This window comes from Janthinobacterium sp. GW460-12-1-14-LB5, assembly GCF_059423585.1.
Window position 1 is genome coordinate 34,059 of the sequence record NZ_JBWKYD010000033.1, and the last position, 12,665, is coordinate 46,723.

General features: G+C 63.1%; 12 protein-coding genes. 8 read left to right on the top strand and 4 right to left on the bottom strand.

Translation table 11 applies throughout. The features are described from left to right. Positions 1-451: 451 nt before the first annotated feature. The 6 genes from AC07X6_RS25780 (at position 452) to gdhA (ending at position 8,263) form a co-directional block, all read left to right on the top strand. Positions 452-784 (top strand): hypothetical protein, encoded by a 333-nt coding sequence (locus AC07X6_RS25780; protein WP_099411717.1) that lies wholly within the window; start codon positions 452-454, stop codon positions 782-784. 144 nt (positions 785-928) lie between these two features. After that, positions 929-3,283: an acyl-CoA dehydrogenase gene (locus AC07X6_RS25785; protein ID WP_494792836.1), complete on the top strand. Its 2,355-nt coding sequence runs from the start codon at positions 929-931 to the stop codon at positions 3,281-3,283. Between the two features lie 66 nt (positions 3,284-3,349). After that, positions 3,350-3,601: a DUF1059 domain-containing protein gene (locus tag AC07X6_RS25790; protein ID WP_230541406.1), complete on the top strand. Its 252-nt coding sequence runs from the start codon at positions 3,350-3,352 to the stop codon at positions 3,599-3,601. Between the two features lie 312 nt (positions 3,602-3,913). Then, the gene (gene trhP, locus AC07X6_RS25795) at positions 3,914-5,275 is read left to right on the top strand and encodes a prephenate-dependent tRNA uridine(34) hydroxylase TrhP (RefSeq protein WP_230541405.1); all 1,362 of its coding nucleotides are present in this window, start codon (positions 3,914-3,916) and stop codon (positions 5,273-5,275) included. 183 nt (positions 5,276-5,458) lie between these two features. Beyond that, positions 5,459-6,706: a DUF819 family protein gene (locus tag AC07X6_RS25800; RefSeq protein WP_494792837.1), complete on the top strand. Its 1,248-nt coding sequence runs from the start codon at positions 5,459-5,461 to the stop codon at positions 6,704-6,706. A 213-nt stretch (positions 6,707-6,919) separates the two neighbouring features. After that, positions 6,920-8,263: an NADP-specific glutamate dehydrogenase gene (gdhA, locus tag AC07X6_RS25805; RefSeq protein WP_332862572.1), complete on the top strand. Its 1,344-nt coding sequence runs from the start codon at positions 6,920-6,922 to the stop codon at positions 8,261-8,263. A gap of 126 nt (positions 8,264-8,389) precedes the next feature. Here gdhA and AC07X6_RS25810 read toward each other — a convergent pair whose 3' ends face one another. Continuing rightward, positions 8,390-8,947 carry a flavin reductase family protein gene (locus tag AC07X6_RS25810; RefSeq protein WP_230541402.1) on the bottom strand — a complete coding sequence of 186 codons (558 nt, stop codon included), beginning with the start codon at positions 8,945-8,947 and terminating at the stop codon, positions 8,390-8,392. A gap of 175 nt (positions 8,948-9,122) precedes the next feature. On the opposite strand from AC07X6_RS25810, the gene AC07X6_RS25815 reads away from it, so the two are divergent. Next, complete coding sequence (locus AC07X6_RS25815; protein WP_494792838.1) at positions 9,123-9,752, top strand: head GIN domain-containing protein; 630 nt, start codon at positions 9,123-9,125, stop codon at positions 9,750-9,752. A gap of 41 nt (positions 9,753-9,793) precedes the next feature. Continuing rightward, positions 9,794-10,594, top strand: coding sequence for an enoyl-CoA hydratase (locus tag AC07X6_RS25820; RefSeq protein ID WP_494792839.1), 801 nt, complete (start codon positions 9,794-9,796; stop codon positions 10,592-10,594). A gap of 1 nt (position 10,595) precedes the next feature. On the opposite strand, the gene AC07X6_RS25825 is transcribed toward AC07X6_RS25820, so the two are convergent. Genes AC07X6_RS25825 through AC07X6_RS25835 form a run of 3 tightly spaced genes read right to left on the bottom strand, consistent with a single transcriptional unit; the run spans position 10,596 to position 12,649 of the window. Continuing rightward, a complete protein-coding gene (locus tag AC07X6_RS25825) occupies positions 10,596-11,333 on the bottom strand; it encodes an AIM24 family protein (protein ID WP_494792840.1) in 738 nt (245 codons plus the stop codon). Positions 11,334-11,336: 3 nt separating this feature from the next. After that, the gene (locus AC07X6_RS25830) at positions 11,337-11,978 is read right to left on the bottom strand and encodes an AIM24 family protein (RefSeq protein ID WP_230541399.1); all 642 of its coding nucleotides are present in this window, start codon (positions 11,976-11,978) and stop codon (positions 11,337-11,339) included. 17 nt (positions 11,979-11,995) lie between these two features. Further along, the gene (locus AC07X6_RS25835) at positions 11,996-12,649 is read right to left on the bottom strand and encodes an AIM24 family protein (protein WP_268993985.1); all 654 of its coding nucleotides are present in this window, start codon (positions 12,647-12,649) and stop codon (positions 11,996-11,998) included. Positions 12,650-12,665 lie beyond the last annotated feature (16 nt).

A 12,665-nucleotide genomic window follows, 5' to 3' on the forward strand; every position in this document is an offset into this window, starting at 1 on the left:
GTTCAACGGTGACGATCCCCGCAGGCGCCAAAGCCGGCTCCTGGACGGTTGGCTGGACAGCGTTCCGTGACACATTAGGATATACAAGTACGAATGGTGGCTACGACAAGAGTTTCACCGTTAAATAACCGCGCCAAGCAGCGCCAGACGGTCAATCAGGGAGCTGCCAGCCCGATCTGAACATCCACAGCCAACCTTCGGGTTGGCTTTTTTATTTGTCTTTGCACAAAACCTGCCCACCCCGCCGCTATGTACGCAAACGAACGGACTGCAGCCGTCCAAGAGCCCATGCTGCAGGCAGACCATCACTTCCCCTCCCGCCGCCAGCGCCCCGCGCGACACGGCAGATGGGTCGCCTGGTCAGCTTTCCCCGCCACACCGCCATGCGAAACTCGCGCCCGACGCCGTCGAGCCGTTCCGTACATTACGGCTCACTGCCAAAGGATGCATCATGAAACCTACCCTGATATTGCTCGCGCTCGCCTCTACCCTCGCCCTGACCGCTTGCCAGCGCGAAGCGCCACCTGCGCCGACTGTCGTCCAAGTCGTTCCTGGCCCTGCCGGCGCGCCTGGTCCTGCTGGCGCCACGGGCGCCACGGGCGCTGAAGCGCCTGCCGGCGCGACCGGTGCCACCGGCGCCACGGGCCAGACGGGCGACAGCGGTGCCGCCGGCTACGATGGCGCCAAGGGCGCTACCGGTGCACAAGGCAACGATGGCGCCAAGGGCGACGACGGTGCCAAGGGCAAAACGGGCGACACAGTGATTGTCGTTCCGCAACGCTAATACCGTTAGCGCCGGCTATCGGCGGCAACCTTGTTCCACCACAACGCCAACCCATGCGGTTGGCGTTGCTCCGTATGCGCTGTACCGCACAGTAACATCGGCCATATCGGCCTACCCTGTACTTACTACACAGGGAGATATCGCATGCTGACGCTCATATTGCTGGTGGCCCTGCTGGGCCTGGTTCTACTGTTCGCGCCCGGCCCCGTGCGCCGCGCCCTGATTACCCCACACTTGCTGGCCTTGTTCAAGCGCATCCTGCCGAGCATGTCCGACACGGAACGCGACGCGCTCGAGGCGGGCACCACGTGGTGGGACGCCGACCTGTTTTCCGGCCGGCCCGACTGGACAAAATTGCTGGCGTATGGCCGCGCCACGCTCACGGCCGAAGAGCGCCATTTCCTTGACCACGACGTCGAGCGCTTGTGCGAACTGGTCAACGACTGGGAAACCCAACAGGCGCAGGATTTGCCACCGCAAGCCTGGGCCTACATGAAAAGCCAGGGTTTCCTCGGCATGATCATTCCCAAGCAATATGGCGGCAAGCAGTTCTCCGCCTACATGCACTCGCAAGTGGTGATGAAACTGTCGAGCCGCTGCTCGGCACTGGCCGTGACCGTGATGGTGCCCAATTCGCTGGGACCGGCCGAGTTGCTGTTGCACTACGGCACCGAAGAACAAAAAGATTACTACCTGCCGCGCCTGGCCGCCGGCACCGAGATCCCGTGTTTCGCGCTGACCAGCCCGTATGCGGGCTCCGACGCGGCCGCCATCCCCGACCTGGGCGTGGTGTGCATGGGCATGCATGAGGGCAGATCGACCCTGGGTTTCCGCCTCACCTGGAACAAGCGCTACATCACCCTGGCGCCCATCGCGACCTTGCTGGGCCTGGCATTCCAGACCAGCGATCCCGACCACTTGCTCTCCGACTACGACGCACCGGGCATCACTTGCGCCCTGATCCCCGCCAGCCACGACGGCGTGGTGATCGGCCGCCGCCACCATCCCTTGAACGCCGCGTTCCAGAACGGCCCCACGTCCGGCAACGATGTCTTCATTCCCATCGACTGGGTCATCGGCGGCCAGGCGCAAGTGGGCAAAGGCTGGCGCATGCTGATGGAATGCCTGGCGGCGGGACGCGCCATCTCGCTGCCCTCGTCCAGTGTGGGCATGGGCAAGATGGCCGTGCGCGGCACCGGCGCTTACGCGGCAGTGCGGCGCCAGTTCAACATGCCCATCGGCAAGTTCGAGGGGGTGCAGGAAGCGCTGGCCCGCATGGGCGCCAACCTGTACCTGATGGACGCGGCCCGCACCCTGGCCGCGCACGCCGTCGACCTGGGCGAGAAGCCGGCCGTCATTTCCGCCATCGTCAAATATCACGTCACGGAACGGGGCCGCGCGCTCGTCAACGACGGTATGGACATTCTTGGCGGCAAGGGCATCTGCGTGGGCCCGAACAATTTCCTCGCCAGCGCCTACCAGCAAATCCCCATCGCGATCACGGTCGAAGGCGCCAATATCCTCACGCGCAGCCTGATCATCTTCGGCCAGGGCGCCATCCGCGCGCATCCGTATGTACTCAGGGAAATGGCCGCCGTCAACGAAAGCGATGGCCGCAAGGCCTTGCGCGATTTCGATGCGGCCTTCTTCGGCCATGTGGGCTTTGTGCTGGGCAACCTGGCACGGGGCCTGTGGTACGGCCTCGGCGGCGCGCGCCTGGCGGCCGTGCCCGACGCAGGCGCCCCGGCACTGGCGCCCTACTACTGCGCCCTGACGCGGCTGTCGACGGCGTTTGCCGTCATGACGGATATGTCGATGTTCGTGCTCGGTGGCGAACTCAAGCGCCGCGAACGGCTGTCCGCCCGGCTGGGCGACGTGCTGGCGCAGCTGTATCTGGCTTCGTCCGTGCTGAAGCGCTACGAGGACGATGGCCGGCCCGAGGCAGACCTGCCCTATGTGCACTGGTCGCTGCAAGACGCGCTGGTCAAGGCGCAGCAGGGCTTGACGGGCGTGCTCGACAATTTCCCCGCGCGCGTGCTGGCCGTCCTGCTGCGCACCTTGCTGTTTCCGTTCGGCCTGCCCCATCGTCCGCCGTCCGACGAGCTGGGCAGCGAAGTGGCGCTGGCCCTGCAAACGCCGGGCGCCGACCGCGAACGCCTGCTGGCCGACGGATTCGTGGCGCACGATATGGCCGATCCCGTGGCCAGTGCCGAGCGGGCGCTGGCACTGCTGCCGGAAGTGCTGTCCATCGAAAAGCGCCTGAAGGACACGCCCGCAGGCGCGGCCCTGCGGCACCTGCCGCAAAGCCTGTCCGCCATGCAGCCGTGGCTGGCTGCGGCCAAGGCGGCAAACACCATCAGCTGCCAGGAGCACAATACCTTGCTGGAATATGCGCGCCTGGTCGACGGCTTGATACAGGTCAACGATTTTCCCACCGATGCGGCACAGCCAAAACACTTGCCTGTGCACAGGGCCGATACCAGCAGCCGTGCAGCCTAAGCCAGATTGCGACCTATACTGAATGGAGCGGGCACGGTGCCCGCTCTTGGCAGAAAGGAGTTGATCATGACGCGCAAATTCATCGATTGCCGGGAGTTCCCCAGCGACACGCATTGCTCGGTGGCCATCTCGGCCGACAGCGAAGAAGAGCTATTGGGCATTGCTGTGGAGCACGCAGTCTCGGTACACCATCACCACGACACGCCGGAGCTGCGCCAGCAGTTGCGTCAATTGTTCAAGGACGGCATGCCGCCCGAACACTTGCCCATGACAGGACAAGCCGGCAGCAGCGCCAGCGGCGCCGCGCACACGCATTAAGCCCGTGCCGGTCACGCGGGATTGACAGTTCAGGACGCCAGCTTGCGGGCAGGCGCCCTGATGCCCAGGCCCGACACGAGCGGCACCAGCGCCGCATACACGACGATCACCGGCAGTCAGACGGCGCCGGGCCAGTCTTGCAGGGCCGGGGCGCGCCGCGCCGCACGGGACGCGATGCATACGAGTCCCTGGGCCACCTGGCGGCCAGCCTGCTGCTGGGCACCGGCGCTGGCACCACATGTCAATCCCTTGACTCAAGGCAAGGCAATCCGGCGCCAGCCGGACTACAATCGCCGGCTTTGCCCCTCGCCCATGCGCCACGCTCCCGAACTCCTCCTGCCTGCCGGCTCCCTGGCCAAGATGCATGCCGCCTTCGACTATGGCGCCGACGCCGTCTACGCGGGCCAGCCGCGCTACAGTTTGCGCGTGCGCAATAACGATTTTTCGACCTTGCAAGCCTTGCAGGAAGGCATTGACGGTGCGCATGCGCGCGGCAAGCTGTTCTTTGTCGCCAGCAACATCTTTGCCCACAACGCCAAGCTGAAAACGTATTTGCGCGACATGGAACCGGTGATCGCCATGCGCCCCGACGCCCTGATCATGGCCGACCCGGGCCTGATCATGATGGTGCGCGACAAGTGGCCGGAGATTCCCGTGCACTTATCGGTGCAGGCGAATGCCGTCAACTGGGCCGACGTCAAGTTCTGGCACCGCATGGGCCTGACGCGCGTGATCCTGTCGCGCGAACTGTCGCTCGACGAGATCGAAGAAATCCGCCAGCGCTGCCCGGAAATGGAACTCGAGGTGTTCGTGCACGGCGCCCTGTGCATCGCCTATTCGGGCCGCTGTTTGCTGTCCGGCTATTTCAACCATCGCGACCCGAACCAGGGCACCTGCACGAATTCCTGCCGCTGGGATTACAAGGTGAAAAATGCCGCCGAAGACGCCAGCGGCGACCTGGGCGGCATGCAAGTGGTGCCGCTGGAATTTCACCAGGCGCTGGCCGAAGCCGACAATAACGCGTTTTCCGCCCTGCACCAGCAGCCGCGCCACCCGCTGGCCGACCAGCCATACTTCATTGAAGAAGCCCAGCGCCCGGGCCAGCTGATGCCGATCCTCGAAGACGAGCACGGCACCTACATCATGAATTCGAAGGACTTGCGCGCCGTCGAGCATATCGAGCGCCTGGTCAAGATCGGCGTCGATTCGCTGAAGGTCGAGGGCCGCACCAAGTCGCTGTACTACGCGGCGCGCACGGCGCAAGTCTACCGCCAGGCCATCGATGACGCCGTGGCGGGCCGCCCCTTCGATATTGGTCTCTTGGGCCAGCTGCAAGGCCTGGCCAACCGCGGCTACACGGATGGTTTCTATCAACGCCACCACACGCAGACGCACCAGAACTACATGCGCGGCGCATCCGAGGCTGACCGCAGCCAGTACGTGGGCGACGTGCTGAGCGTGGCGGACGGCTGGGCCAGGGTGGAAGTGAAAAACCGCTTCGCCGTGGGCGACCGCATCGAAGCCCTGCATCCGGGCGGCAACCGCGACTTCACGATTGCGCGCATGCTGGCCGACGATGGCAGCGAGATCCAGGTGGCGCCCGGCAGCGGCCACTTCGTGCGCATCGAACTCGACGGGGCGCTGAATAAAGCCTTGCTGGCTCGTTATTTGTAACCGCCAGTCTGCTGCATCGGGTGGCGAGCAGTTTCCAAGTGTTTGATTTGACAAGAGAAATTCCAGCTGACACCACCTAAATAGTTTGTTTAGGCTTCAACATTGCTATACGATACGGCCACCCTGCGCCCGGGGGCCTGATCGGCATCCGGTGCGTCCCTGACACGTTCACCGGAATCCCCGATGCCACCTGCCACCTCTGCCCTGATCACCAATGACGCCGTCGTCCTCGGCCTGCTCGCCATGACCCTGGGGGGCGTCTTCTGGACCGCCTCCCGCGCCAACGGCTTCTGGAAAAAGTTCTATACGTATATCCCGTCGCTGCTGATGTGCTACCTGATCCCGGCGCTGCTCAACACCTTCGGCATCATCGACGGCAACGCTTCCGGCCTGTACGCCGTGGCGCGCGATTACCTGCTGCCCAGCGCGCTGGTGCTGCTGTGCGTGGCCATCGATTTCGGCGGCATCCTCCGCCTCGGCCCGAAAGCCATCATCATGTTTCTCACAGGAACACTCGGCGTGATGCTGGGCGCCCTCGTCTCGTTCGAGGCGCTGCGTTTGATCCACCCGGAAACGGTGGCGGGCGACACCTGGCGCGGCATGACGACTGTCGCCGGCTCGTGGATAGGCGGCGGCGCCAACCAGGCGGCCATGAAGGAAGTGTTTGAAGTGGACGCCACCCTGTTCGGCCAGTTCGTCGCCGTCGACGTGCTGGTGGCCAACGTCTGGACGGCCGTGCTGCTGTTCCTGGCCGGCCGCGCGGGCGCCTTCGACCGCTGGACGGGCGCCGATTTGACCGCCATCAATGCGCTCAAGGACAGCATCGAAAGTTACCGTGCCCAGCACGCGCGCGTGGCCAATCTGACCGACATCATGATCATCCTCGGCGTGGGCCTGGGCGTGACGGGCCTGTCGCACTTCCTGGCCGGCCCCATCATCAGCTGGATCAACACCCTGCCGGCAGAATGGCGCCTGCAGGATTACAGCCTGACGTCGAACTTCTTCTGGATCGTCGTGCTGGCCACCACCTTCGGCCTGCTGCTGAGCTTTACCCGGGCGCGCAGCCTGGAAGGCGCGGGCGCCTCGACCATCGGCTCGGCCATGCTGTACGTGCTGGTGGCCACCATCGGCATGCACATGGACTTGAAAGCCCTGCTCGACAAACCGTTTTTGTTCCTGCTGGGCATGATCTGGATCGCCGTGCACGGCGGCCTGATGTTGCTCGTCGCCAAGCTGATCCGCGCACCGCTGTTCTTCATGGCCGTCGGTTCGCAAGCGAACATCGGCGGCGCCGCTTCCGCCCCCGTCATCGCCAGCGCCTTCCACCCGGCCCTGGCCCCCGTCGGCGTCCTGCTGGCCGTGCTCGGCTACGCGCTGGGCACCTATGGGGCCTACATCACGGGGTTGATCTTGCGCAACATGGCGGGGTGATGCTCATCCTGGCTTGACCAGCCAAGCCCGTAACAGTAACGACAACGCCAGCCTTCGGGCTGGCGTTGTCGTTTACTCATCGCATCGTCCGCAGTGTCCTGAAAACTCCCCACAATGTAGCAGAAACCCCTCAAAACCAAATTTCCGCACCATTTTTGTGCGAAATCTGCGATGATAGTTGCCCAAATAACCGATTACCTCCATGGAATTCTGATGAAATACGCATCTGCTCACGAGTATGTCCAGCATGTCGCCGCACGCAATCCAGGTCAGCCCGAGTTTCTGCAAGCCGTCACCGAAGTCATGGAGAGCTTGTGGCCGTTCCTGGAACAGCACCCGAAATACGCGGAACAAGGCTTGCTGGAACGCTTGATCGAGCCGGAGCGCGTGGTGATGTTCCGCGTGTCGTGGGTCGATGACCATGGGCAAGTGCAAGTCAATCGCGGCTACCGCATCCAGCACAGCATGGCCATCGGGCCGTACAAGGGCGGCATCCGCTTTCACCCGTCCGTCACGCTGTCCGTGCTGAAATTCCTCGCCTTCGAACAAACGTTCAAGAATGCGCTGACCACGTTACCGATGGGCGGCGGCAAGGGCGGCGCCGATTTCGATCCAAAGGGCAAGAGCCCGGGCGAAGTGATGCGCTTCTGCCAGGCTTTCGTGAGTGAACTGTTCCGCCACGTGGGCTCGGACACGGACGTGCCGGCCGGCGACATCGGCGTGGGCGGGCGCGAAGTGGGCTATATGGCCGGCATGATGAAAAAGCTCAGCAACCGCGCCGACTGCGTCTTCACGGGCAAGGGTGCCAGCTTCGGCGGCTCGCTGATGCGTCCGGAGGCGACGGGCTACGGCACCGTGTATTTCGCCGAAGAAATGCTGAAAACGCGGGGCCGCTCGTTCGAAGGCATGCGCGTGTCCGTGTCCGGCTCGGGCAACGTGGCGCAATACGCGGTGGAAAAAGCCATGGCCATGGGCGCGAAAGTCATCACCGTCTCCGATTCCAGCGGCACCGTCATCGACGAAGACGGCTTTACGCCGGAAAAGCTGGCCATCTTGATGGAGGTCAAGAACCATTTGTATGGCAGGGTCAGCGATTACGCCGCGCGCACGGGTGTGCGCTTCGAAGCGGGCGTATCGCCATGGCATGTGCCGGTCGACATCGCCCTGCCCTGCGCCACGCAAAATGAACTCGATATCGACGATGCGCGTCTTCTCATCGCCAATGGCGTGCAGTGCGTGGCCGAGGGCGCCAACATGCCCACCACCATCGAGGCAGCCAAGGCCTTCGAGGCGGCCGGCGTGCTGTATGCGCCAGGCAAGGCCAGCAATGCGGGCGGCGTGGCGACTTCCGGCCTGGAAATGAGCCAGAACGCGGCCCGCATATCGTGGCCGCGCGAAGAAGTCGACGCGCGTTTGCTGCAGATCATGCAAGGCATCCACGCGGCGTGCAAGCAGTATGGCACGCGCGCCGATGGTTCCGTCAGCTATGTGGATGGCGCCAATATCGCCGGCTTCGTCAAAGTCGCCGATGCCATGCTGGCGCAGGGGGTGATTTAGAACATCTGACATAAGCTACTGCGCGTCGCGATTTTCAGCCTGCGGTGCTCGCTGTGCTCTAGCACAGCTGCGCGCCTCGGCCGAAACTCACTGCCGCTCGCTACGCTTCTGTCAGACGTTCAGCGTCTAGCTAATCTGGGGCTTCATCAGGCTCTTGCGGCTGATCGTGCGGCCCGACACCATGAACTCGCCGTTGCCCCGGTAGTGCAGGGTTTCGGGCAGCTTGGGCGAGGTGGCCACGTGGGCTTTCACGCATTCGAAGATGAAGAAGCCGCCTTTCGGGTTGCCCGCCACCTGGGCCAGCTTGCATTCGAAGTTGGCGTAGCACTCGGCGATCAGCGGTGCGCCTACCTGCTCGGCCGGCTGCGGCGTGAGGCCGAAGGCCGTAAACTTGTCCGTGTCTTCGCCGCTGCAATTGCCGATGGCGACCACCTGGTCGACCATGTCGGCCGTAGGCAGGTTGATCACGCATTCCATGCTGCGCTTGATCATTTCATAGCTGTGGTTTGCGTCGGAAATGAAGCAGCCCAGCAACGATGGCGTGAATTCCATCAGCATGTGCCAGGCCATGGTCATGACGTCGCTTTCGCCCTTCCACGTTGAACTGACGAGCACCACCGGCCCCGGTTCGAGAAAGCGCCGGATATCGGCGACGGGATAGTCTTCTTTGTGGTAATTTTTCATCTGGTCTCCAGGACGCGGTACCCCATAGCATAGCCCAACGGCGCCGCGCCGGGCGCGCGGCTGGCCGATGGCGGCGTGTCATCCGCGCCGCGATTTGTGCAGTTCATCGCAAATTTCTCCCCGTTGAAGATGTTGCAACATAGAATACACAGATCAACTACTCAAGGAAACCGCCATGCGCCCTCTGTTCCTGTTGTCCGTCCTGTCCCTCGCCTGCCTGTCCACCCTCGCGCATGCCGACGAGCAAACCCGCACGGTAGCCGCCTTCAACGCCATCGACATCCGCGGCCCCATCAGCATCGAAGTGGAATCGGGCAAGGAGCAAAGCCTGCTGCTGCGCGGCGACACGAAATTCCTCAGCGGCGTGATCACGGAAGTAGTCGATGGCGAGCTGAAAATTTCCATGAAGGATAAAGATATCAAGAAAACCGAGGGCGACCCGCGCGTCATCATCACCATGCCCACCCTGCGCAAGCTGATCGCGGAAGGCGCGGGCGAGAAGATATTGACCAAGCTCAATGGCCCAAGAGTCGACATCAGCTACAAGGGCGCGGGCCGCCTGGCCGCCGATGGCCAGGTCGACTGGCTGCGTCTGAAAGCGCAAGGCGTGGGCGAAGTCGATACGAAAGCCTTGCTGGCGAAAAACGTCGACGTGAATTTCGACGGCATCGGCTCCGTCAAGGTGTATTCCTCGGGCGAACTGAACGCCGTCGTGCGCGGCATGGGCGAACTGATTTACTACGGCAAGCCGAAGATCGTGCACAAGTCGATCGCCGGCATCGGCAGCGTGAATGCCGCCAAGTAAGCTTTTCCATAAAAACAGGCCATCAGGCCACTGGAGACCGCATGACCGCTTCACAAGATAACGATGCGCCGCTGCTGCTGCGCGAGGACGAGGGTGGCCTCGTCACCCTGCGCCTGAACCGTCCCCTGCAATTCAATGCCCTGTCGGAAGCCATGCTGGCCGCGCTGCAGGAAGCGCTCGAAACGATCGCGCAGCAGCCAGACGTGCGCTGCGTGGTGCTGGCCGCCGAAGGCAAGGCCTTTTGCGCGGGCCACGACTTGCGCCAGATGCAGGCCACGCGCCAGCTTGCGTATTATCAAACCCTGTTCGCGCAATGCTCGCGCGTGATGCAAGCCATTCAAACCTTGCCCGTGCCCGTAATTGCCCGCGTGCACGGCATCGCCACGGCGGCCGGCTGCCAGCTGGTCGCCAGCTGCGACCTGGCCGTGGCGGGCGCATCGGCCCGCTTTGCCGTGTCCGGCATCAACGTGGGCCTGTTCTGCGCCACGCCGTCCGTGGCCCTGTCGCGCAATGTCTCGCCCAAGCGGGCCTTCGACATGCTGGTGACGGGCCGCTTCATCGACGCCGACACGGCCGCCGACTGGGGCCTGATCAATGAAACGGTGGCCGACGCGGCGCTCGACGAGGCCGTGGCCCGCCTGGCGCAGCAGATCATGGCGAAAAGCCCGACGGCCATCCGCTACGGCAAACAAATGTTTTACAAACAGCGCCAGCTGCCGCTGGACGAAGCATATGCGTATGCAGGCGACGTGATGGCGCGCAATATGATGGAAGAGGATGCGGACGAAGGTGTTGCCGCCTTTTTGGAGAAGCGGCCGCCCAATTGGGCAGCCGTCAGGTAGCTTAACGCTGTTCCTTCATCTGCTGCTGCACGGAAAGACTCAAGGTACCGAGGTCTTCCTTGCCCAGCAGCGGCAATTGCGCCAGCAACTGCATCAGGGCGGAACTGCCCGTCACGTCCAGCTCGGACGACTGCACCAGCACCGTGCCGGCGCCCGTGAAGTCGATCTGCTTTTCCTCGCCAGACAGGCTAAAACCCGTGAGTGCGCCGGCGGCCGAGGCCCAGCCCTGCACGTGGGCGTAATCGTAGTGGTACGAGGGGCTGGGGCAATCGGCCCAGCCCAGCACGGCCTGTTCGTCCACGCGGCACGGCAGCTCCAGGAAATGCACGGGGCCGTTCGACGAGGCGATCACTTTACCCGTGCCTATCATGGTCAAAAAGCCGGGCAAGGTCGATTCCTGGCAGATCACGTCCTTCGTAAACCCCAGCAGGTTTTTCGCGCGGATGGTCATGTTGGCGTTGTCCAGGTCGTAGCACGCCAGGTCGTTGCCGTTATCGCCCAAGATCAACTGGCCCTGCCCTTGCGCCACGACAAAGTGGTGCACGTATTTCGGTGCATTGAAGGCGTTGCGCACGATCAAGTCGAGCACGCTGCTGCCCATGGATTCGAAACGCAGCTCGCCATAGAAGGCGATCATCTTGCCCTTGCGAATGAAGATCTGTTCCTTGACGTCGATGACATACGAAAAACGGTTCAGGTTATCGTTCTTCGGCAAGGTATCGGGGTTGTAAATCGTCATGGCTTACCTTTCGCTCGCTTGGATGTAGACCGTGCCCTGGCCCGTGAATTTCACCTGGTAGGATTCGCCGGACGCCTGGCCGACGAAGGTTTTCCAGTTCAAGTCCGTGACGATGGCCGAGCTCAGTTGCCCCGTATGGCCGATATACGCTTGCGGGTCGACAAACACGGGCACGTCCGGCGTGACGGGCAAGCCGATGGCATTGCCGTCGGACAAAATCGCCACCTCGCCCGTGCCTTGCAGGGTGGTGGTAAACAAGCCCTGGCCCGAGGCCATGCCGCGCACCACACCCTGCACGCCGCCCTGGTTGCCCAGGAACATGGTGCCGGCCGTCAGGCGCGCATCGAAGGCCAGCAGGGAGTCGCTTTCCACATAAAACGTTTCGCCGCGCACGGGGACGATGGTGACGAACAGGCCGCCCTGCGCGTAAAACACGCTGCCCGTGCCGCGCGCCGACATCAGGGCATAGCCCTCGTTCGTGACGGCGCGCATGGCCAGGCTTTGCACGCCCTGGCCGGCCAGGAAAGAGCGGCTGAACGCCACGTCGCCCTGGTACGACACCATGGCGCCCTTGCGCGCGAACACTTCTTCATTGCCGAGTTTAACCTCGAGCATCTTTTCATTGATTTGCTGATAGACAGGCATCGCGGGTCCTCGCTGACTTAACGTTCGGCGGGCTGGATGAACACCACGCCCTGGCCTGTGAATTTGTGCTGGTACGATTCGCCCGAGCTCTGGCCGATCATGGTGCGCCAGTTGACATCAAAAACGAATTCCTGGCGGATATCGCCCTTGAAGCCGACGAAGGCGTCCGGGTCCACGCGCAGCGGGTGGGAAGGCGTCACTTCCAGCATGATCAGGTTGCCGCGCGAAATGACGGCCAGGTTGCCGTGGCCTTCGACGGTGGTGGAAAACAGGCCCTGGCCCGAGCTGGCGCCGCGCAGGCCCGCAAAGCTGGTGCCCGTCTTCAGGCCCGTGTCGTAGGCCAGCAGGCTACTGCTTTCGATGGTCAGCTTTTCGCCGGCCAGCGCCATGACGGTGATTTCGGCCGCATTCTGCGCGAAAAACACTGTGCCCGTGCCGCCGGCCTGCATCAGCTGCATGCCTTCGTTCGTCACCTTGCGCTTGAGCGCGCCGAAGATGCCCTCGCCACCGAGCAGGGATTTTTCAAATTTGATGCTGCCCGTATAGGCGACCATGGCGCCGGCAATCGCCAGCACTTTTTCATCCTGCAGGCGCACTTCCAGCAGGCGGTCGGTATTGGTGCGGAAACTGGTCACGCGCGACTCCCCAAGAATGCCAGGGCACAAAGCCATGGCTATCCGACAAGAT